The sequence below is a fragment of the Streptomyces sp. NPDC096324 genome, assembly GCF_044763015.1.
Classification (GTDB): domain Bacteria; phylum Actinomycetota; class Actinomycetes; order Streptomycetales; family Streptomycetaceae; genus Streptomyces.
Genome location: NZ_JBIWFK010000008.1, coordinates 212,336 through 231,585 on the forward strand (window position 1 = coordinate 212,336; position 19,250 = coordinate 231,585).

The window sequence follows — 19,250 nt, forward strand, 5'->3', positions numbered from 1 at the left end:
CGACCCGTCCGCCCCGGCGGGCGCCCGGCCCGGCGACCGGTTCCGGCCGGGCGGGACACGAACCGTCACTTTCGTCATGAGAGCGCTGTGTGAAACACATGAACCCCGGTGGATTCGATTTCGTTCGATCGGCCGTCCCGCACGGCCTTCACCGCAGGCCCGACGCGTTCGGAACGGTCACAGGGGCTGCGCCCGAGCCCGGGAAGCGCTGTAATGACGGCGTGGTCAGTGAGGGTGCTGCGGAACGCGGAAGGAGAACGTCGCGTGCCGAACTTGCCCTGAAGACGCTCACCGCGGATCTCGACCCGCGCGAACGGCTGCACCGCCTGCTGGAACAGGCACTCGTCTTCACCGGTGCGGCCGTGGCCGCCGTCTACTCACCGAGTGTGAGCGGCGGTGAACTGCATCTGGCCGAGTCCGCGGGGGTGCCCAGGACGCTGTACGGGCTCCGCGACAGCTACCCCCTGTCCGGCGGCTCCCCGGCCGCAGAGGCCCTGCGCTCGGGACGGCCCTGCTGGCTCGGACCGGAGGAGCTCGCCCGCTGCGCCGACGCCCGGCGGCTGGCCTCCCAGGACTTCTCACTGGCCGTACTGCCGCTGCGGGACAACGGCTGCATGGTCGCCGTCAGCGACGGCCCCGCCGGCTTCGGCGACGAGGACCGGGCCTGCCTCGGGCTGATCGCCGAAGCCGTCGTCGTCCCGCCCGCGCCGCCGGACGCGGCGGCGGACCTGCCCGCCAGCTCGTTCAGCCTCGCCATGGACACCGGACACGTCGAGGTCGACCACGACGTGCTCGAACTGTTCGGACTGTCCCCCACCGCCTTCGACGGCAAGGTCGAGACCCTGCTGTCGATGGCCGTGCCCGAGGACCTCCCGGCACTGATGTCCGCGGTGGAACCGGACCACATGTCGATCGGTGAACGCGAGCTGGAGTTCCGTATCCTCCAGCCGTCCGGCGGCCACAAGTGGCTCCGGCTGCGCGCCCGCCTGCTGCCCTCCGCCGAGGGCCGCCCCGCACGGCTCGTCGGCACCGTCTCCGACGCCTCCAAGCTGCGCTCCGGCCTGAGTGACGTGGGCCGCGTCCAGCGCCTCGCCGCCGCCCTCGCCACCGCCGGCACGGTCCGCGACGTCGGCCAGGCCGTCGTCGCCGCCCTGCGCAAGCCCCTCCAGGCCGACCGGATCGCCGTCGCCGAGCTGGAGGGCGACCGTCTCGTCGTCACGCTCCTGGACCCGCCTCAGCCGGAATTCTGGCCGGAGCTGTGGCGCAGTGAATGGCGCTCGGAGTGGCCCGACGCCCCGGTCCGGGCCATGCCCACGCTCGCCGCGGCCCTCAGCGAGGGTCGGCCCGCCATCTGGCCCGCCGGCGCGGACCTGGAGCCCGCGCTCGCCGAGGTGGGCCCCGGCGGACTCGCCGTGCTGCCGCTGCCCGCGGGCGGCCGCATGGCCGGCGCCTGCCTGATCGGCTGGGACGCCCCGCACGAGTTCGGACCCGAGGAGCGGGCGCTGCTCACCGCCTCCGCGGGCCTCGCCGGGCAGGCCCTGGTGCGCGCCCACGCCTTCGACGCCGAGCACGAACTGATCTCCATGCTCCAGCGGACCCTGCTCCCACGCCGGCTGCCCCGGCTGCCCGGCGCGGTCGCCGTCGCCCGCTATCTGCCCACCACGTCGGGCCTGGACGTCGGCGGCGACTGGTACGACGTCATCCCGCTGCCCGACAACCACGTCGCCCTCGTCATCGGTGACGTGCAGGGGCACAACGCCTCGGCCGCGACCGTCATGGGCCAGATGCGCACCGCCCTGCGCGCCTACGCCGTCGAGGGCCACCCGCCGGACGTGGTGGTCTCGCACGCCAACCGGCTCCTGCTCGATCTGGAGACCGACCTCTTCGCCACCTGCTGCTATGTCGACGTCGACATAGAGGAGGGGTCCGCCTGGTATGTGCGCGCCGGACACATCCCGCCGGTACTGCGTCACCCGAACGGCCGCACCGAGGTCCCCGAGTCCGAGACCGGGCCGCCCCTCGGTGTCATCCGGCAGGCCGACTACCCCATGAGCCCGCTCAGGCTCCAGCCCGGCACCATCGTCGCGCTGACCACCGACGGACTGGTCGAGTCCGTCGAGGTCGACATCGAGGACGGTCTGAGACGTCTCGCCGAAGGCCTGGCCGGCTCGGACCCCGCCCACCTCGGTCTCGTCGCCGACGAACTGCTCACGGGCGCCAACCGCAGCGACGACGTGGCCCTCCTGCTGATGCGGTACGACGGCATGGATGTCCTGCCGCTCCGCGAGAGCTGGACCGTCTGGCGGGTCCCCGAGGCGGTCCGGCACGCCCGCCGCTACACCCGGCGCGCCCTGCGGAGCTGGGGCGTCGGCGCGTACACGGACGCCGCCCTGCTGATCGTCTCGGAGCTCGTCACCAACGCCCTGGTGCACACCGACGGCCAGGTCAGGCTCGACCTCACCCTCGTCAACCACCGCCTGCGCATCGCGGTCGCCGACAACTCGCCCCGCACGCCGATCAAGCCCACCAGCATCGGCTGGGAGGCCACCGGGGGCCGGGGCATCCTGCTCGTCGAGGCGATGTCGGCGACCTGGGGCACGGTGCCGGTGAGCGGCGGGAAGCAGGTCTGGAGCGAGATCGCGCTCGACTGACGAGGGGAAGCCGTGCGACTGCTGCTCATGTCCGACACCCACCTGCCCAAGCGGGCCCGGGAACTCCCCGCCGCGCTGCTCGCCGAGCTCCCCTCGGCCGACGTCGTGATCCACGCGGGGGACTGGGTGGACACCGCCGCCCTCGACCTGCTGGAGGCCCGGTCCCGGCGGCTCATCGGGGTGTACGGCAACAACGACGGCCCGGCGCTGCGGGCCCGCCTCCCCGAAGTCGCCCGTGCCGAGCTGGGCGGCCTGCGCTTCGGTGTCGTCCACGAGACCGGCTCCGCCCAAGGCCGCGAACAGCGCTGCGCGCGGCGCTTTCCCGACCTCGACGTCCTGGTGTTCGGCCACAGCCACATTCCCTGGGACAGCACCGCGCCCACCGGGCTGCGCCTGCTCAACCCCGGCTCCCCGACCGACCGCCGCCGCGAGCCGTACCGCACGTACATGACCGCGACGGCGACCGACGGCCGGCTCACCGAGCTGACCCTGCACCGGCTGCCCCCGCGCACGGGCTGATCCCGCGGCCACGGGGCCGGACACGGGCCACCCGGCGCCGGTTGGCCGGCTCCTCTCACCGGGGATGGATCGCCCCGCCCCTGGCCGCCAGGGGCAGCCCGCTGCCGCCCCAGCGCAGCGCGATGATCTCCGCGGCGACGGACACGGCCACCTCCTCCGGCGTACGGGCCCCGAGGTCGAGGCCGACGGGGGAGCGCAGCCGGGACAGCTCGTGCTCGGGCACACCGGCCGCGCGCAGCCGTTCCAGGCGGTCGTCGTGGGTGCGGCGGCTGCCCATCGCCCCGATGTACGCGGCCGGGCGGCGCAGTGCCTCCTCCAGCAGGGGTACGTCGAACTTGGGGTCGTGCGTCAGGACGCAGATCACCGTGCGCGCGTCGGTCGTCGTGCCGCTCAGGTAGTGGTGCGGCCAGTCCACGACGACCTCCACGGCCGCCGGGAAGCGCTCGGGCGTGGCGAACACCGGACGGGCGTCGCACACCGTGACCCGGTAGCCGAGGAAGGCCCCGATGCGGGCCACGGCGGACGCGTAGTCGATCGCGCCGAAGACGAGCATGCGCGGAGGCGGCGCGAAGGAGTGCAGAAAGACGGTGACGGCGTCCTCCCGCCGCTCACCGTGCGGCCCGTAGTGCCGACGTCCCGTCGCCCCCTGAGCCAGCTCCCCGCGCGCGTCGGCGGCGACGGCGACGTCCAGCCCCCTGGACCCGAGCGACCCGACGACCCCGCCGTCCGGGTCCGTCGGCCCGGGCGGGGCGGAGGCAGCGGGGTCCGGGTCTGTCGAGCCGGGGGCGGCGTCCAGGCTTGCCGAGCCCGGCGTGCTGTCCGGGCCCACCGGGCCGGGTGTGGCGTCCGGGCCTGCGGGGCTGGGCGTGCCCTCCGGGCCGTCGGGGCCCACCGGGCAGGGTGCGCCGTCCGAACCCACCGGGCCGGAACCCACCGGGCCGGGGGTGCCGTCCGGGCCTGCGGGGCTGGGCGTGCCCTCCGGGCCGTCGGGGCCTGTCGGGCCGGGCATGCCGTCCAGACCAGCGGCGTCGTCGGGACCTGCCGGGCCGGGCGTGCCATGCGGGTCGGTGGGGGGCGTCGGGCCGCGGGGCCCCGTTTCGGCCGGGCTCTCGTCGGGCCGGACGGCCAGTGTCGCCCCTCGTGGCGCCGGGCCGTCCAGTACCGTCGCCAGCGTCACCGGGCGGCCCGCCGCCACCGACTCGGCCACCGTGCCGAAGGCCGGATCGCCGGCCGCCGACACCCGCCGGACCAGCAGGGTGATCTCCCCGCCGCAGGTGAGTCCGACGGCGAAGGCGTCCTCGTCGCTGTACCCGAACGTCTCCAGGCGCGCCTCGCCCGAGGCGATCACCTCCCGGGCCAGTTCGAAGACCGCGCCCTCGACACAGCCGCCGGACACGCTGCCCACGACCTCGTCCCCCGGACCCACCGCCATGGCCGCGCCCGGGTCGCGGGGCGCGCTGTCGCCGACCGCCACCACCGTGGCCAGTCCGAAGGGCGAGCCGGCCGTGTACCACGCGTGGAGCGCGGGGAGGATGTCACGCATCGTCCGCTCCTCTCGCGTGCGGTCACACCTCTCGGGTCACCTTCAAGGATCCGCCCCGCGACGAGATTTCGTTGAGCGTTAATACGTTGCCGTCCCGGCCGGCCTCCTGCTGCACTGGCGGGAACGTGTTCACCGGGACCGAGGAGCAGCACATGCGCGCACCGTTCATGTCCACCCAGGAAGGAATCACTCTCATCTCAAAGGACATGACACCCGGTGCATATGCTCAACCTGGGAATCCTGGCGCACGTAGACGCCGGTAAGACGAGCCTGACCGAGCGGCTGCTGCACACGGTCGGGGTCATCGACGAGATCGGCAGCGTCGACGACGGGAACACCCGGACCGACTTCCTCGCGCTGGAGCGGCAGCGCGGCATCACGATCAAATCCGCCGTCGTCTCCTTCGCGATCGACGACCTCACCGTCAACCTGATCGACACCCCCGGTCACCCGGACTTCATCGCCGAGGTGGAACGGGTCCTCGGCGTGCTCGACGGCGTCGTGCTCGTCGTCTCGGCCGTGGAGGGCGTGCAGGCGCAGACACGCGTGCTGATGCGGACGCTTCAGCGGCTGCGCATTCCCACGCTGATCTTCGTGAACAAGATCGACCGCCGCGGAGCCCGGCACGAGGAGATCCTGGCCAAGATCTCCGAACGCCTCACCCCGGCGATCGTCCCGATGGGCGAACCCGGTGAACTGGGCACGCCGGACGCGCACTTCACCCCCTACCCCGCCGACCGGCTGCGGCCGCACCTTCTCGACCCCCTCGCCGGGCACGACGAGGAGCTGCTGGCCGCGTACGTCGAGGACGGCGTGTCGTACGAGCGTCTGCGCGGCGCGCTCGTCCGGCAGACCGGACAGGCCCTGGTGCACCCCGTGTTCTTCGGATCGGCCATGACGGGCGCGGGCGTCACCGATCTCGTCGCCGGAATCCGGGAGCTGCTGCCCGTGGCCGAGGCGGACGCCGACGGGCCGCTGTCGGGCAGCGTCTTCAAGGTCGAACGCGGAGCGGCCGGCGAGAAGATCGCGTACGCGCGGATGTTCTCGGGAACCCTGCGGACCCGCGACCGGCTCACCCTGCGCGACGGCGAGGAGGGGAAGGTCACCGCGATCAGCGTCTTCGACCAGGGCTCGGCGGTCCGCGAGGCGTCCGTGAGCGCGGGACGCATCGGCAAGCTGTGGGGACTCGGCGCCGTCCGGATCGGTGACACCATCGGCGAACCGCCGCTCTCGCCGGCGGGCGGACACCACTTCGCCCCGCCGACCCTGGAGACCGTCGTCTCTCCCGCCCGCCCGGCCGACAAGGGCGCGCTGCACACGGCGCTCACCCAACTCGCCGAGCAGGACCCGCTCATCGGACTGCGGCACGACGAACTGCGCGGGGAGATCTCCGTGTCGCTCTACGGCGAGGTGCAGAAGGAGGTCCTCCAGGCGACCCTGGCCGACGAGTTCGGCGTCGACGTCCTGTTCCGCGAGACGACCCCGCTCTGTGTCGAACGGCCCCTGGGCACCGGCGCCGCGGCCGAGTTCAACAAGAAGGACCCCAATCCCTTCCTCGCGACGGTCGGCCTGCGCGTCGAACCGGCGCCGGTCGGCTCAGGGGTGGACTTCCGGCTGGAGGTCGAGCTCGGATCGATGCCGTACGCCTTCTTCAAGGCGGTCGAGGACACCGTCGCGGAGACGCTGGGGCAGGGACTGCACGGCTGGCAGGTGACCGACTGCGTCGTCACGATGACGCACGCGGGCTATTCGCCGCGCCAGAGCCATGCCCACCAGGGCTTCGACAAGAGCATGTCCAGCACGGGCGCCGACTTCAGGGGCCTGACCCCGCTGGTGCTGACCGCCGCACTGCGCGCGGCCGGGACCCGGGTGTACGAGCCGGTGCACCACTTCCGTCTGGAGGCGCCCGCGGACACCCTCGGCGCCGTGCTGCCCCTGCTGGCCCGGCAGCGGGCCGTGCCGCGGACCACCCGGATCCACGGCTCCTCGTGTGTGCTGGAGGGGATCCTCCCGGTGGTGCGGGCGCACGAGCTGGAGCAGCAGCTCCCGGGTCCGACGCGAGGGGAGGGCGAGCTGGAATGCGCCTTCGAACACTACGCGCCGGTGGCGCGGGACGTGATCCCGGACCGTCCCCGGACCGACCTGAACCCGCTGGACCGCAAGGAGTATCTGCTGAACCTGACGCGCAGGGTGGGAGGTTGAGCCCGCGGCCGGCCGCGCTCGCGGCCGCCGCGCGGGGCGGGGTGAAACGAGAAACTTACTCATGAGTCAGAGGTGTTGACGGTCTCCGGCACCCGCAGGACTGTTGTGAGCATGCCAAAGTTACGTGCGCGTCTGATCGGCGTCCTCGTACTCCTCACCGGATTCCTCACGGCGGCGGGCACCGAGCCCGCCGCCGCGGACGGACTCCCCGACTCCCTGTGGTTCGACCAGCCGGCCGCCGCCGCCCTCACGGTCGCGAACGGCCGCTTCACCGACGGCCTCGGCCGCGAGGTCGTGCTGCGCGGCTACAACGTCTCCGGCGAGACCAAACTGGAGGAGAACGGCGGACTGCCCTTCGCCTCGGTCGCCGACGCGACGAAGTCCGCGACGGCGCTGCGTGCCCTGGGCGGCGGCAACTCCGTGCGCTTCCTGTTCTCCTGGGCGCACGCCGAACCGGTCCGCGGCCAGGTCGACAGCGCCTATCTCGGCGCGGCCACCGACCAGATGCGCGCCTTCCTCGACGCGGGCATACGTGTCTTCCCCGACTTCCACCAGGACCTCTACTCCCGGTACCTCTTCAACTCGGGAAGCTGGTACTCGGGCGACGGCGCCCCCAAATGGGCGGTGACCGCGGGCGGTTACCCGCAGGAGTCCTGCGGCATCTGCCTCTTCTGGGGCCAGAACATCACCCAGAACAACGCCGTCAAGGCGGCGCAGTACGACTTCTGGCACAACTCCTACGGCCTCCAGGACGCCTTTCTCACCACGGCCCAGGCCACGATGACGTACGTCCGGCAGCACCTCACCACGGCCGAGTTCGCGGGCGTCACCGGCTTCGACCCGTACAACGAGCCCTACGCGGGCAGTTACGAGGCGGGGCAGACGAGCCGCACCTGGGAGCGTGACCTGCTCTGGCCGTTCTACGGCAGGTTCCGGGCCCGTATGGACGCGGCCGGCTGGCAGGACAAGCCCGCCTTCGTGGAACCGAACCTCTTCTGGAACGCCAACATCTCCTCCCAGAAGCAGGAGGGCGGACTGCTCGACGCGGGCACCCTCGGTCCGCGTTATGTGTTCAACACCCACTTCTACGACCAGAAGGCCATCTCGGGCATCCTCATGTGGGGCAAGGCGTCGGACGGCCAGTACGCGAGTGACTTCGCCGCCGTCCGGGACCGGGCCTCGGCCACCGGGACCACGGCTCTCGTCAGCGAGTTCGGCCATCCGCTCTCCGGCACGGTCTCGGACAAGGCCCCGACCGTCGACAAGGCGATGTACCAGGCCCTCGACTCCCGCCTGCCCGGTTCCGGCTGGTGGACCGGGGCAGCGTCCTCGGGACCGGTCCTGTCCGGTACCCAGTGGCAGTGGGACATCTACAGCGGCCGTCACCACGAGCTGATGAACGACAACCCCGGCAAGGTTCTGACCTCGGGCGACGCCTGGAACGACGAGGACCTCTCCGCCGTGCGCCTCGACGACTCGGGCACGGCCGTACTGCGCCAGGACGCCCGGCTGCTCGACCGGCTGTACCCCGGCGCCACCGCCGGCTCCACCCTCGCCTTCACCTACGAGGACCGCTCCCGCGACGGCTCCACCACGCTGACCTGGAACCCGGTGCCCTCGACCCTGCCCCAGGTCTCCCAACTGGTGGGCACGGGTCAGTACGGCCTGCTCGTCTGGCGCTCCGGCGGCGGGTCCGCGCCCACCGAACTCCATCTGCCGGCCTCGTTCCCCACCGCGGCCACGACGGTGGTGTCCGATCTCGGTGCGCTGGTCTCCCCGCCCGCCTACACCACGACGACACCCGTGGCCGTGGCTCCCGAGCCGGGCGGGACCGGAAGCCGGCGCCTCCTGCTCACCGCGTCCGGCTCGGGAACCGTGCACTACGCGCTGGTCACGAACGGGGCCGCCGCTCCGTCCGCCGCCCTGCTGAACGGTGCCCGGACCGAACTCGCCGCCTGGGCCGCCGCGCGATTCGGCTGAGTGCCGGTCAACTACCTGACGAACCCATCCAGTTCACCTCGACGTGGCCGAGCCGGACCCGCTGGGGATGGTCGCCGACCGGTACCGACACCGTCTTCCGCCCGGTGGCGAAGTCGATGGCGGTGACTTGGTCGGCGCCGCTCTCGGAGACGACACAGTCCTTGCCGTCCCCGCTCACGGTCGCCCAGTACGGCTTGGAGGCGGGGATCAGCGGCCCCTCCTGGAGGGTCGCGCGGTCGACGACCGTCGCGTAGTCGTCCATGGTCCCCGCGACGCACAGCGCGGTGCCCGACGGGTTCATCGAAATCCCGTGGTGGCGCGAGTCGTTGACCCATGTCGTGCGGTCGCTGCTCGTCGCTGGGTTCTTCGGGAGGGTCTTGACCCGGGTGATCCTGTCGGTGGCCACGTCGTACTCCAGGAAGCCGTTGAAGAACGAGACCTGGAAGTACAGCTTGGACTCGTCCGGCGAGAAGACGGCCGGGCGCACGGCGTCGGAGTAGTCCCTGAGGCCGATGGCGTCGAGGCGCTGACGCATGTCGATCACCTTCACCTGCTTGAAGGTGGCCGCGTCGACGACGGTGATCTTCCGGTCACCCTTCGTCCAGTCCAGCCAGGGTTCGTCGAGAGCGGTGGTCACGTCGCCGATGGCCATGTTCCAGATGTACTTGCCGTCGCGGGTGAAGATGTTCTCGTGCGGTTTGTCGCCGGTGGCGAACGAGCCGAGCTGTCTGCCGGTCGTGATGTCGAGCACGTGCACGGTGTTCGCGGTGGAGGCCGACACCGCGACCCGGGTGCCGTCCGGCGACACGGCCATGTGGTCGGATCGGTAACCCGACACGGCGAAACGCCAGTTGATCCGTCCGGTGGCGAGGTCGATCGAGACGACGTCGGCGAAGCTCGGGCGCGAGACCACCACCGACCGTCCGTCGGGCGTGGAGTACATGTCGTCGACGAACTGGTCGTGCCCCTCGCCGACGCCGTTGCGGATGCCCATGAAATAGGCCCACTTGATGGGGTCCGCGTTGATCGCCGCCATCCGCTCGGCCTTGTCCGGGATGACGTCGACCCGGCCGACCTTCGCGAAGTCGCCGGTGGACTTGATGACGTCCGCGGTGCCTTCCCAGTTGTTCCCGACGAACATCACCTCGCGCAGATCGGAGGCGCCGGCCTGGACGGCGGCCGCGGACGCGGCGGTCGCCGTGCCGCCGAGGGTCAGCGTGAGGGCCGCGGCGAGCGTACAGAGGTGTCTGGCTCTGAGCACGGGCATGGAGGGTCCCTGTCGTAGTGGGGGAGTGCGGGTCGGCGAACCGGGTGACGCGTGCTGTGCGTGCGCGACAAGAGAAGTGGTGTGATCATGACAAGCTGCAATCTGAACACGCGTGCTTTCAAAGTGTGCTTACTGGAAAGTAAGGACTGGGGGAGCCTCTTCACAAGGGGCGGTGCACGAGAAAATCGCCGAAGGGGCGAACGCCGGCTCGGGTCAGGGGAGGAACGCGTGGACGGCAGGGTGAGACGGCCCACCGGCCGGTACGGCGGCCGGACGGCCGAGGAGCGGCAGGCGGAGCGCCGCCATCGCTTCCTCGACGCGGGGCTGGAACTGTTCGGCGCCGGGCCCGGCTACCGGTCGACGACCGTGGCGGCCCTCAGCGAGGCGGCGGGACTGTCCACCCGCCAGTTCTACGAGGCGTTCCGCAGCCTCGAGGACGTGCTTGCGGTCCTCCATCTCCAGGTCAACGACTGGGCCGAGCGGGCCGCCCTGGACGCGCTGGCCGAGGCCCGTGACCTGCCGCTCGCCGAGCGCGCCACCGCCCTCTTCCGCGCCTACGCGGCGAACGTGACGAGTGATCCGCGCCGTATCCGCATCACCTTCGTGGAGATCATCGGCGTGAGCGCGCGGCTTGAGGAGCAGCGGCTCGCCCGCCGGGCCCGGTGGGTGGAGTTCATCTGCGGGGAGGCGGCCGGCGCCGTGGCCCGCGGGGAGGCGGCACCGCGCGACTACCGTCTGGCCGCCACCGCCTTCATCGGCAGCGTGAACGGCCTGCTGCACGACTGGAACGCCGGCTGGGTGGACGCGACCCTGGACGAGGTGGTGGAGGAGCTGGTCCGCCAGCTCCTGGCGATCCTGCGGCCCGCGGGATGGGTCACGGACGGCACCCCGGGCTCGTAGACGGCCGTGGCGGGGCGGAGGCGGGGCGGGTCCGCGGCCCTCAGGACCGTCCGCGGTGGTCCAGTGCTCTGACCGGCAAGGTTCGCCGGGTCGGTGGTCGGGCCGGTTGGATGTGCGGCGACGTCCGTTCCGACCGCTGGGAGGCGTGAGCGGCGGAGCCTGTGCGGCTGAGGCACTCCCGGCCGCCACCGCCTGCGGCAGGCTGCTCAGCAGCGCGTTGGCCGCGGCCGACCCGACCTTGCGTGCCTGGCACTGGGGTCCGTGCGACCCCGAGGGGTTCGCAGCCATGGGCGTCGGCGAAACCCTGCTGCACACCCACGACATCACGCAGGGACTGACCGTGGACTGGCTGCCACCAGCACCGCTGAGCGCAGTCGTACTCAACCGGCTCTTCCCTGACGCCCCGCCCGGAGACCCCACCCAGGTACTTCTCTGGTGCACCGGTCGCGGGGACCTCGACGGCCTCCCTCGCCCAACCTCATGGCGGTGGGAAGCAGCACGATCGGATTGATCGAGCCGGCCCCGGCGAACCCTCCCGGTCAGAGCCCCAGCCGGGTGAGGGTCCTCGCCACCGGGGCCACCCCGTCCTCCGCGCGCAGGCGTTCCGCCAGGGCCCGTGCGTTCCGGCGGTACGCGGGGTCCGTGGTCGCCCGGACCAGGGCCGCCGCCAGCCGCTCGGCGCGCAGTCGGCGTGGCGACAGGGTGCCGGGCGCGACCCCGAGCGCGACCAGCCGCGCCGCCCAGAAACCCTCGTCGAACTGGACCGGGACGGGCACGGCGGGAACCCCGGCCCGCAGCCCCGCCGCCGTCGTGCCGGCCCCGGCGTGATGCACCACCGCCGCCATCCGGGGGAACAGCGCGGAGTGCGCCACCTCGCCGACGGTGACCATGTCGTCGCCGGTGGCGTGCAGCCCGCCCCACCCCCGCTGGATCACCCCGCGCAGCCCGGCGGCCCGCAGCGCACGCACGATCTCGCCGCTCAGCCGCCCGGGATCGGGAACGGTCGCGCTGCCGAGGCCCACGAAGACCGGAGCGGGGCCCGCGTCCAGGAAGTCCTCCAGCGCGGAGGGGAGGCCGGTGCCCTCGCTCACGTAGGGCCACCAGTAGCCGGAGACGTCGAGCCCGCGTCTCCAGTCGCTCGGACGGGGCACCACCAGGGGGCTGAACCCGTGGTGCACCGGCCAGGCCAGCCGCTCGCGGGCGCGCCGGGCCGCGACGGTCCCCGCGGGCGGCAGGCCGAACCCCTTGCGCAGGTCCCGTACCGTTTCCGCGAAGACCCGCTCGACCGCCAGGTTCACCCCGTACCCCGCTGCCCGGTTCACCGTGGATCCCCAAGAGCCGGCGGCGGCCACCGGGGGCGCGAACTCCCTGGTCGGCGCCAGTGGCTGGAGGTGCGCTCCCATGCTGGGCAGGCCCAGGCCCTCCGCGACCGCGTACCCGAGCGGTCCCAGCGAACCGGACAGCAGCAGGACGTCGGCGGCGCCGGCCGCCTCGATCATGCCGTCGGTCAGCCGCCCGGCCAGTGACCGCGCCAGCCCCGCGAGCCTGATGATCTTCCCGGCGCCCGTGGCGCGGTGGAGCCGCCGCCCCGGCCCGGACTCCAGCTCGGCCCGGGGATCGACGGGCAGCGGATGGAACCCCACCCCCGAGCCCGGCACCAGGTCGGCGAAACACCCGTGCGTCACCAGGGTCACCTCGTGCCCGGCCCGCACCAGGCCGTGCCCGAGTCCGGTGAACGGCGCCACATCGCCCCGCGAACCCGCGGTCATGATCGCTACTCGCACGAGATCCAGTATGGCGAGGTTCGAGGCCCCTGACCCGCTCCCCGTACGGTCGGCAATCAGGACTCTCAACAAACCAGCCATGGCGCGAAGTTGCTCTGGCTCGTCATCATGGCGAATGATCGAATCGGCGCTCGAACAATTCAGTGGTGGGGGTGGACTGCGTGCGAGCGAAGTCGTACATGGATCTGCATGGGGAGATGTCCGCGGACATCGAGGCGGAGCGGAACGCCGCGCTCGACCTGCTCGGCCCGGCGGCCGCGTCCGTGCGGGCGGCGGTCGCCGAACTCCTGGAACACCGGACCTTCGCCTACCCCCACTCCGTTCTGCCGATGATCGTCCACGCCGTGGAGACCGGGGCGGCCGGACCGGCCGTCCCGCTGGCCGTCGTCCATGAACTGTGGTGGACCTCCGCGTGCTACCTGGACGACCTCGCCGACGGCCAGGCCGTCTTCGCCGCCGGTCGTCTCCGCGAGAGCGAGGCGCTGCTCGCCACGGTCGTCAGCGGAATACCCCTTCCCCTGCTCGTCGTTCAGTCGCCCCGGATCCCGGAGAAGGCGCGCGGACCGCTGTCGGCCGAGATCGTGCGGTGCTGGATCGGCGCGAGCGAGGGGCAGTTGAGGGACCTTCGCGCGGACATGGGCGCGGTCACGCGCGACGCCGTCGTCACGGCGTACCTCGGGAAGTCCGGCGCTCCATACAGCATGGTCACCGCCATGGCGGCGCGACTGGCCGGCTGCTCGGACGAAAGGGTCGAACTGTGGCGGGAGTTCGGCAACGTCTTCGGCATCCTGTGGCAGATCTTCAACGATCAGCAGGACATCCTGACCGGCCGCAACGAAGACCTCGCGAACGGCACGGTGACCTATCTGCTGGCGTGCGCGGTGGAGAACGCCGGGCACGGCTCCGCGGGCCACGTCCTCGAACTGCACGCCGCCGGACGCCGCTCGCCCGACGCGTGGGCGGCGCTCACCGCCATCCTGCTCGCACCGGACGTGCTGCGCCGCTACGAGGAGGACATCGGCGTCTTCCGCGACCGGGCCCACCGCATCCTGCGCGAACTCGGGGGCGACACGGCCCATTCGGCGGTGCTCCACGACTTCGTGGACCGGGCGTCCCCCATGCTGCTCCGGGCGGCGCTGCCCACCGCCCGGGCGGTCACGCCCCAGCTCTGACGGCGACTTCGCCGCCCTCGACGCCGACGGGCGCCGGGCGGTCGTGACTCACCGGGGCCGGATGCGCGGCCTTCGGATCGTACGAGGTGCCGGGGAACGCGGCTGTGAGCGCGCGGTCCGCAGCAGCGAGTCCAGCAGGGAGGCGGACATCCGCAGGCCCGCCGCCAGGGCTCCCGTCCGGCGGCGACGGTCCGGACGGGAACTCCCCATCGCGGCGCCCGCGGAGAAGGTCCAGGTCACACGAGACGTGACCTGGACCTTCGGCCAGTTCCTCCCTACTCGTCCCATGCCTGTACCAGTGTCTGCTCGATGATCTTGCCGTCGCGCAACGACATCATCGACGTGCTCATCACCCGCACCCCGTCCGCGTACACGCACGTCTCGGTGTAGGCGACGTGGTCGCCCTGGACGACGCACTGGTCCATCTTGTGCGTCATGTCCCGGCTGTAGACGTCGTTGAGCATCTCGGCGATCTCGGTCCGACCGTGTTTGACCATCGGGTGACTGGGCTGGGTGTTGCGGTCGACGATGCGCAGTTCCGCGTCGTCCGCGTAGAGCGACAGCAGATCTGCCGCACTGTGTCCTTCAATGCCCCGGCGCAGCACCTCGGTGTCGAAGGCGGGGGCTGCCGCTGTGCCCATGGGGACCTCCTCAGGAAGGCGCGGACCGGCCACCAGCCGACCACGAAGCGCCTCAGTATCGAGCGTCCTCCGCCTCGGGGCCCACGGCAAACGCAGGCGCCCGATGCGCCTCTCGGGTGAGCGCGGGCCCGGGGCCGTGTCCGCCCCGGGCCCGCGGCCGTTGCTGATTGCATGATCTCAACACGACGTATCGCCGCCGCCGTTGGCCTCGCCATCGGCGTCACAGGGCTTGCCGCGCCGATGGCGACGGCCGCGGGCTCCGAGCCGCACGACGGGAAGGTGAGCCCCGTGGCCACGCTCGACTCGCTCGCGACGAGCGACATCCCCGCCGCGCACCGGAGCGGGCTGCCGCGGCCCTCCGGTCAGCTCGGGGAACTGAACAGGCTGAGCGAGCTGAACCAGCTCCACCGGGCGACCGACCTCACCGCACCTGTCGCCGGCGTGCTTCCGGGTAGCGACGCCTAGGGCCTGTCCGACCTAGGGTCTGTCCGACGGTCGGCGGTCATGGGGGCTCCGGTGGAACGGCGCCGTTCCACCGGAGCCCCCCGGGCGTGGCGGGAGGGCCGTGCGCTGCGGGAGGACCGGGTGCTCTCGCGGGTCACCCCGTCTCCGCCCGTCCGCGTACCGCCGTACGGAAGGCGATGGGGGCCTGCCCGGCGCGCTGGTGGAAGTACTTGGCGAAGTTCGTGGCGCTGGAGAAGCCGAGCCGGTCGGCGATGCGGGCGGCGGCCAGGTCGGTGTGCGCGAGCAGCCGCTTGGCCTCCAGGATCACCCGGCGGTCGATGAACTCCTTGGCGCCGATCCCCGCCGAGTCGAGGGCGGCCCGGGACAGGGTGCGGGCGGAGTAGCCGAGGGTGAGGGCGTAGTCGTCCACCCGCCGGGTGCGTGCGAAGTCCCGCTCGACGGTCGCGCGGAAGCGAAGAAAGGTTTCACTGGGCCCGGTGACAGGGGTGTCGGACCCCTCCAGATGGGCCAGGCGCAGGATCAGCACGTCCAGCAGATGACGCAGTACGGCGCCGTGCGCGTCGCGCGGCAGCCGCCCGGGCGCCTGGAACTCGTGCTCCAGATGCTCGGTCGCCACGCGCAACGAGGCGGCCGCCCCGTCTTCCGGGGTGCGCAGCACACGGGCGTGCGGGTCGTCGAGCCGGGCCGCGCGGACGGTGGCCGCGCCCGGGAAGTCCCGTTCGAAGACGATCAGCGTCCCCTCGGCCCGCGTGAGATCTCCCCACTGCAGGACCTGCCCGGGGCGCGTCCACAGCCAGGAGTCCCGCTCGACGTCATGGGCGGTGAAGTCCACGGTCTGGCGCAGGGTGCCGGAGGCCAGCGTGAGCACCTGGTGGAAGCCGGGACGCTGCGGTACGTCGAGCCCGGTGCCGTGGGCACGGGTACGGGCGCGCAGCGCGGCCAGCGAGATCACTTCCAGGCCGGCGGGCGGGCCCACGGGGGCCGCGGAGATGATCCCGGGGACGGTCTGCCCGGCCGGGTTTCGGTTGTTGACCATGATCAGTCGCCTGCGTATCCGGGTGGGACGTGCTCGCCGCCCGGTCGGGGCCGGCCGTGCGTGGACGACCGCCCCCGGGGCGGAAAGAAGGGCATCACCATAGAGGAGAGCAGGTCCGTCGCCAAGGAACTTCCGCGTGCTTCTCCGCAGGAGCGTGCCGCCGGGGTGTCGATGTGCGGGGGCGCGGGGCAGGCGTGCCGGGCGGCGGGGCGGCGGGGCGGCCGGGCGTCGGCGTCCCCGGCTTGCCGAGGTGTCGGCGTGCCGAGGTGTCGGCGTTCCGGGCCGCGATCACGGTGCCGCGGTCATCCCGCGGCCGCGAGGAACTGGGTGGCGGCCAGTTCGGCGTAGAGCGCGTCCGCCGCGACGAGTTCGCGGTGGGTGCCCACGGCGCGGACGCGGCCCGCGTCCATCACGACGATGCGGTCGGCCGTCGTGACGGTGGACAGCCGGTGCGCGACGACCAGGACCGTGGTCGTACGGGCCACATCGGCGACCGTGTCGCGCAGCGCGGCCTCGTTGACCGCGTCGAGCTGGGAGGTGGCCTCGTCGAGGAGCAGCAGCCGGGGGCGGCGCAGCAGGGCCCGGGCGATGGCGACGCGCTGACGCTCGCCACCGGACAGTTTGGTGCCGCGATGTCCGACGAGGGTGTCCAGGCCGTTCGGCAGCCGGGACACGAGGCCGTCGAGGCGGGTCGTCCTCACCACCCGTGTCAGCTCGCCCTCCTCCGCCCCGGGATTGCCGAGCAGGAGGTTGTCGCGCAGCGAGCCGGACAGCACCGGCGCGTCCTGCTCCACGTAGCCGATGGCGGACCGGAGCCTGGGCAGCTCCCACTCCTCCAGCGCGCGGCCGTCCACGCTGATGACGCCCGCCTCGGGCTCGTAGAACCGTTCGATGAGCGAGAACACGGTGGTCTTGCCCGCGCCGGAGGGGCCGACGAACGCGGTCAGGCCCCGGGCCGGGACGGCGAACGTCACTCCGTGGTGGACGTACGGCAGATCGTCGGCGTAGCGGAAGCGGACGTCCTCGAACGCGACCGTCGCGGGCTCCGTTCCCGGCGCCGGCAGCGGGGCGGGCGGGGCGGCGGGTTCGGCGGGCAGCCGCAGCGCCTCCTGGATGCGGGCGAGCGCGGCGGCACCCGTCTGGTACTGCGTGACCGCGCCGACCACCTGCTGGATCGGTGACATCAGGTAGAACACGTACAGCAGGAAGGCGACCAGGGTGCCGACGTCGATGGCGCCGGTCGCGACCCGGGCGCCGCCCACCGCGAGGACCGTGATGAAGGCGACCTGCATCGCCAGACCGGCCGTGTTCCCGGCGGCCGCCGACCACCGGGCCGCCCGCACGCTCTGCCGCCACGACTCCTCGGCCGCCTCGTGGACGCTTCGCTCCTCACGGTCCTCGGCGCCCGACGCCTTGATCGTCCGCAGCGCGCCGAGGGTCCGCTCCAGCGAGGCCCCCATCACCCCGACGGCGTCCTGGGCCCGTCTGCTCGCCCGGTTGATGCGCGGCACGATCACGCCGAGCACCGAACCCGCGCACAGCACCACACCCAGCGTGACGCCGAGGAGCACCGGGTCGACCAGGCCCATCATGACCACCGTCGCGACGAGGGTGAGACCGCCGGTGCCGAGGCCCACCAGCGAATCGGTCGTGACCTCGCGCAGCAGGGTCGTGTCCGAGGTGATGCGCGCCATCAGGTCGCCGGGCTCGCTGCGGTCCACGGCGGGTATGCGCAGCCGCAGCAGATACGAGGAGAGAGCGCGCCGCGCGCCCAGCACGACCGACTCGGCGGTGCGCCGCAGGACGTACGAACCCAGCGCTCCCACCGCCGCGTTGGTCACGACCAGGGCCGCCATGCCGAGCAGGGAGCGTCCGATCGGGCGGTCGTGCGACAGATCGTCGATGAGCCCGCGCGCCACCAGCGGCAGCAGCAGACCGGTGGCACCGGTCGCGAGCGCCAGCAGGGCGCCCCCGAACAGGGCCCGACGGTGCGGTCGTACGTACCCGAGCAGCAGATGCCACGCGGGCACCTCGGGCTCGGCCTCGGTCAGGCTCACGGTGCTCCTCGCGGGGGTGGGGACGGAACACTCAGGCTACGTCGGCGGTCCGGGCCGTCCTGTCCCGACTGCCCCCGGTCCGGGCGGACTTCAGGACACGCGCTCCGCGAGGGCCGTGAGGGTGGCGTCGAGGTCCGCCGGACGGGGCCGGTTGTGGGGGAGCTTCGAGAGCAGCGCGGCCATGCCGCAGGTGTTCGTGAGCGCGGAGAAGACCAGGCCGCCCGCGACCCCCGCGGACAGCAACTGCCAGGCGGGATGCAGGAGTCCGAGGGCGAGGCCGATGAGGACCAGGGCGCCGGCGGTGAACCGGACCTGGCGCTCCATGGACCAGCCGGCCCGCGTGGTGGTGGCCGGGCGGTGCAGTTCGTGCCCGCGCTCCGCCCAGGCGCCGGTGCCGCCGGTGAGCGTGGCCGCCGGCACACCGTGCTCGGCCAGCAGGGCGCAGGCGTTCGCCGAGCGGTTGCCGGAGGCGCAGACGACGAGCAGTCCGGTGCGGGCGCTCCCGAGCACGGGCAGGGCGCTGCGGAGCCGGTCCAGCGGAACGTTCAGGGCGCCCGGCAGATGGCCGGAGGCGTACTCGCCGGGGGTGCGGACGTCGATGACGGTCAGCTCGCCGAGGCGGCCGCGGGCCTGGTCGACGTCGAGGGAGGCGGGGGTGTTCATGCGGAGTGTCATCCTTGCTCTTCGGGGGTGCCCCGCCGGTGCGGAGTAAGATACCCCTAGGGGTATGGATTGAGGAGTCTTCGTGGAACTGGAACTCGCGGGTGACGAGCTGAAGTCGGTGCTGAACCGGCTGCGCCGGGCGCAGGGACAGATCTCCGGCGTGATCCGGATGATCGAGGAGGGACGGGACTGCGAGGACGTGGTCACCCAGCTCGCCGCCGCCTCCCGCGCCCTGGACCGGGCCGGTTTCGCGATCATCGCCACCGGACTCCAGCAGTGCCTGACCGACGTCGAGAAGGGCGCGCGGAACGGCGAGGACAGTGACCAGATGCGGGCCCGGCTGGAGAAGCTCTTCCTGTCGCTCGCCTGA

14 protein-coding genes and 2 pseudogenes are annotated in these 19,250 nt (G+C 72.5%); 8 read left to right on the top strand and 8 right to left on the bottom strand.

The features are described from left to right. Nucleotides 1–221 precede the first annotated feature (221 nt). On the top strand, nt 222–2,651 hold the full coding sequence (locus tag ACIQ7M_RS23425) for a SpoIIE family protein phosphatase (RefSeq protein WP_403647424.1): 2,430 nt from the start codon (nt 222–224) through the stop codon (nt 2,649–2,651). Between the two features lie 12 nt (nt 2,652–2,663). After that, complete coding sequence (locus ACIQ7M_RS23430) at nt 2,664–3,170, top strand: metallophosphoesterase family protein (protein ID WP_386979897.1); 507 nt, start codon at nt 2,664–2,666, stop codon at nt 3,168–3,170. A gap of 55 nt (nt 3,171–3,225) precedes the next feature. Here the strand turns inward: ACIQ7M_RS23430 and ACIQ7M_RS23435 are convergent. Further along, nucleotides 3,226–3,888 (bottom strand): annotated as a pseudogene (locus ACIQ7M_RS23435) (XdhC family protein); the annotation flags it as partial. Nucleotides 3,889–4,491: 603 nt separating this feature from the next. Further along, a pseudogene (locus tag ACIQ7M_RS23440) lies at nt 4,492–4,713 on the bottom strand (XdhC family protein); the annotation flags it as partial. 216 nt (nt 4,714–4,929) lie between these two features. Between ACIQ7M_RS23440 and ACIQ7M_RS23445 the strand changes: the two are divergent. Both ACIQ7M_RS23445 and ACIQ7M_RS23450 read left to right on the top strand, forming a co-directional pair. Next, entirely contained in the window at nt 4,930–6,915 is a 1,986-nt protein-coding gene (locus ACIQ7M_RS23445) for a GTP-binding protein (protein ID WP_403647428.1), read from the top strand. Nucleotides 6,916–7,026: 111 nt separating this feature from the next. Continuing rightward, nucleotides 7,027–8,895, top strand: coding sequence for an endoglycosylceramidase (locus ACIQ7M_RS23450; protein WP_403647431.1), 1,869 nt, complete (start codon nt 7,027–7,029; stop codon nt 8,893–8,895). 7 nt (nt 8,896–8,902) lie between these two features. Here the strand turns inward: ACIQ7M_RS23450 and ACIQ7M_RS23455 are convergent, their stop codons facing one another. Further along, entirely contained in the window at nt 8,903–10,162 is a 1,260-nt protein-coding gene (locus tag ACIQ7M_RS23455) for a YncE family protein (protein WP_403647434.1), read from the bottom strand. 228 nt (nt 10,163–10,390) lie between these two features. Between ACIQ7M_RS23455 and ACIQ7M_RS23460 the strand changes: the two genes are divergently transcribed. Continuing rightward, the gene (locus ACIQ7M_RS23460) at nt 10,391–11,062 is read left to right on the top strand and encodes a TetR/AcrR family transcriptional regulator (RefSeq protein ID WP_403647437.1); all 672 of its coding nucleotides are present in this window, start codon (nt 10,391–10,393) and stop codon (nt 11,060–11,062) included. A 539-nt stretch (nt 11,063–11,601) separates the two neighbouring features. On the opposite strand, the gene ACIQ7M_RS23465 is transcribed toward ACIQ7M_RS23460, so the two are convergent. Continuing rightward, nucleotides 11,602–12,831 carry a glycosyltransferase gene (locus tag ACIQ7M_RS23465; RefSeq protein WP_403648181.1) on the bottom strand — a complete coding sequence of 410 codons (1,230 nt, stop codon included), beginning with the start codon at nt 12,829–12,831 and terminating at the stop codon, nt 11,602–11,604. A gap of 194 nt (nt 12,832–13,025) precedes the next feature. Here ACIQ7M_RS23465 and ACIQ7M_RS23470 point away from each other — a divergent pair, with 194 nt between their 5' ends. Beyond that, nucleotides 13,026–14,018, top strand: a complete 993-nt coding sequence (locus ACIQ7M_RS23470) for a polyprenyl synthetase family protein (protein WP_403647440.1) — start codon at nt 13,026–13,028, stop codon at nt 14,016–14,018. Between the two features lie 275 nt (nt 14,019–14,293). Here the strand turns inward: ACIQ7M_RS23470 and ACIQ7M_RS23475 are convergent, their stop codons facing one another. Next, nucleotides 14,294–14,659 carry a nuclear transport factor 2 family protein gene (locus tag ACIQ7M_RS23475; RefSeq protein WP_386979877.1) on the bottom strand — a complete coding sequence of 122 codons (366 nt, stop codon included), beginning with the start codon at nt 14,657–14,659 and terminating at the stop codon, nt 14,294–14,296. Between the two features lie 171 nt (nt 14,660–14,830). Between ACIQ7M_RS23475 and ACIQ7M_RS23480 the strand changes: the two genes are divergently transcribed. Continuing rightward, nucleotides 14,831–15,124: a hypothetical protein gene (locus ACIQ7M_RS23480; RefSeq protein ID WP_403647444.1), complete on the top strand. Its 294-nt coding sequence runs from the start codon at nt 14,831–14,833 to the stop codon at nt 15,122–15,124. A gap of 133 nt (nt 15,125–15,257) precedes the next feature. On the opposite strand, the gene ACIQ7M_RS23485 is transcribed toward ACIQ7M_RS23480, so the two are convergent. From ACIQ7M_RS23485 to ACIQ7M_RS23495, 3 genes are all read right to left on the bottom strand, one after another. After that, nucleotides 15,258–16,160 (bottom strand): helix-turn-helix transcriptional regulator, encoded by a 903-nt coding sequence (locus tag ACIQ7M_RS23485; protein ID WP_403647447.1) that lies wholly within the window; start codon nt 16,158–16,160, stop codon nt 15,258–15,260. 302 nt (nt 16,161–16,462) lie between these two features. Beyond that, on the bottom strand, nt 16,463–18,211 hold the full coding sequence (locus ACIQ7M_RS23490; protein ID WP_403648184.1) for an ABC transporter ATP-binding protein: 1,749 nt from the start codon (nt 18,209–18,211) through the stop codon (nt 16,463–16,465). Nucleotides 18,212–18,307: 96 nt separating this feature from the next. Beyond that, nucleotides 18,308–18,880 (bottom strand): rhodanese-like domain-containing protein, encoded by a 573-nt coding sequence (locus ACIQ7M_RS23495; protein WP_403647450.1) that lies wholly within the window; start codon nt 18,878–18,880, stop codon nt 18,308–18,310. Between the two features lie 82 nt (nt 18,881–18,962). Between ACIQ7M_RS23495 and ACIQ7M_RS23500 the strand changes: the two genes are divergently transcribed. Beyond that, complete coding sequence (locus ACIQ7M_RS23500) at nt 18,963–19,250, top strand: metal-sensitive transcriptional regulator (RefSeq protein ID WP_369486316.1); 288 nt, start codon at nt 18,963–18,965, stop codon at nt 19,248–19,250.